The 1724-nt window shown below is 40.7% G+C and carries 2 protein-coding genes; one reads left to right on the top strand and one right to left on the bottom strand.

Features of this window, described 5'->3' with window-relative positions:
* Nucleotides 1-211: 211 nt before the first annotated feature.
* Nucleotides 212-940 carry an MOSC domain-containing protein gene (locus A1019T_RS10585; protein ID WP_077451608.1) on the top strand — a complete coding sequence of 243 codons (729 nt, stop codon included), beginning with the start codon at nt 212-214 and terminating at the stop codon, nt 938-940.
* A 139-nt stretch (nt 941-1079) separates the two neighbouring features.
* On the opposite strand, the gene A1019T_RS10580 is transcribed toward A1019T_RS10585, so the two are convergent.
* A complete protein-coding gene (locus A1019T_RS10580; protein WP_077451607.1) occupies nt 1080-1598 on the bottom strand; it encodes a hypothetical protein in 519 nt (172 codons plus the stop codon).
* Between the last annotated feature and the right edge of the window lie 126 nt (nt 1599-1724).

The following is a 1724-nucleotide window of genomic DNA, read 5'->3' as shown; positions in this document are numbered from 1 at the left end:
TTACTGTTCTCGCCATCGTGTGAGTTTCCCTATATTTTGTTGATATATAGGATTAAAATAAGGCTTTATCTGTATTTTTCAAATTAGGGACACGCCCTAAAAAAACGCACTTTAAACAGTGCGTATGCACTTTGATTAAATAGTCAAAGTAAGCAATCAACATTTTGCTATAGTAAAAAGACAACAACTTAGTGAAAGTGAAGTATTTATTATGACCCAATCCTTCTCAGTCGCAGAAATAGACAGCCCCTCACTAACTTCTCCGCTACACATAGCTACTCTAGAGTGTGTGCGTACTGGTAAAGCGATGCCCTTTACCCGTGAGCAATTAAGTGCGATCAATAAAGCACCAATTACAAAGCCTGTAGCAGTGAATTACTTAGGTTTAGTGACTGATGAACAGGCTGACCGGCGCCATCATGGTGGCCATTTAAAGGCAGTGCATCAAATGAGCAGCGCTACTTACCATAAACTGAATACCGAGTTTAATCTAAAGCTAGAGGTGGGTTTATTGGGCGAGAACTTAACCACTATTGCCATTAATGGTTATGAGGAGATGACTGAAGCCACTGTCTGTATTGGCGATATTTATCAGTTCGGAGAGGGAGAAGAGTGTGTTCAGCTAAGAGTGGTACAACCAAGACGACCTTGTTACAAAATCAATGATCAAATTGGGGCCACTGCCAGTAACAGAAACATTGCTTCTTGGATTACTAGCCAAGGTATTTCAGGATGGTATTATCAAGTGGTAAAAGACGGAATCATGCAAAATGGACTGCCTGTCTATCTCGTACACCGCCCCTATCCTTTTGCTAATTTACAGCAGCTCTGGGCACTGGCCAATAGCAAGCAAAAAATTAACAAGGAGATTATAGATCCTTGGTTGGCCATTGAATGTTTGGAAGACAGTTGGAAGAAAGTATTGGCGAAAAAAATTTAGGGCCAGTTTTTTAAGGTAATTATTTTTTGATTCAATTTTATAGAAGTTATTACCAAACTTTCATGTAAATAGGGCAATAAAAAAAAGAGAGGATAGATAATCCTCTCTTCTAATTCCCTTGGATGAGATAGCCCATCAATTATTGGGTTCTAAAGCGGCGGTTCTCTTGCACTTCAACTTGACCTGGCTGAGTGGCTTGTAACTCACCTCGCTTATCTTTCACTTTTTCTTGTAGGGTTATAGGGGTAGCTTCGATATTACCCCCAGCTTCTCCAACTAAAGTAGGCGTAGTATCAATATTAGCTGGCGCTGGTTGTGCTGCAGCTTCTGCTACTTGTGCCATGTCTTCAGCAGCTCCTTCTCCCTCAGCCACTTCAGCTGTGGCCTGTTCAGCTACTGCTACTTGTCCTGGCTGTGTGGCCAATAACTCACCATCTTCGTCTTCAACTTGTTGCTGTAAAGTGTTTTCTACTTCATTTGTGTCTTGCTCAGCTTCAGCTGTAGCTTGTTCAATATTAGCCTGAGCAGTCGGGGCTGCTTTAAGTTGTGAAGCCGCAGAAACGGTACCAGAAATAGCCAGTACACCAGCCACTAAAGTTGAAAGCATCAAGCGGTTTGTTGTACGTTTTGACAACTCTTGTTTATCATTAATAGGCATTATTATTCTCCAAAAATCATTATAAACTGCTAGAGCTAATCAGCCAATTGATCCCTTACTCATTCGCCTTTCACTCTTTGGTATTTACGTGATATAACGGAAACACGTTATATAAAGTTATTTTTC

It is taken from the genome of Psychrobacter piechaudii, from assembly GCF_900162825.1.
GTDB lineage: Bacteria > Pseudomonadota > Gammaproteobacteria > Pseudomonadales > Moraxellaceae > Psychrobacter > Psychrobacter piechaudii.
Note: the sequence above shows the minus strand (reverse complement) of the source record. Positions and strands in the feature narration are given on the sequence as shown.

Excerpts from the sequence above, each read along its gene's own strand:
- A1019T_RS10585 (WP_077451608.1), top strand. The coding sequence starts at position 212 with ATGACCCAATCCTTCTCAGTCGCAGAAATAGACAGCCCCTCACTAACT.
- A1019T_RS10580 (WP_077451607.1), bottom strand. The coding sequence starts at position 1,598 with ATGCCTATTAATGATAAACAAGAGTTGTCAAAACGTACAACAAACCGC.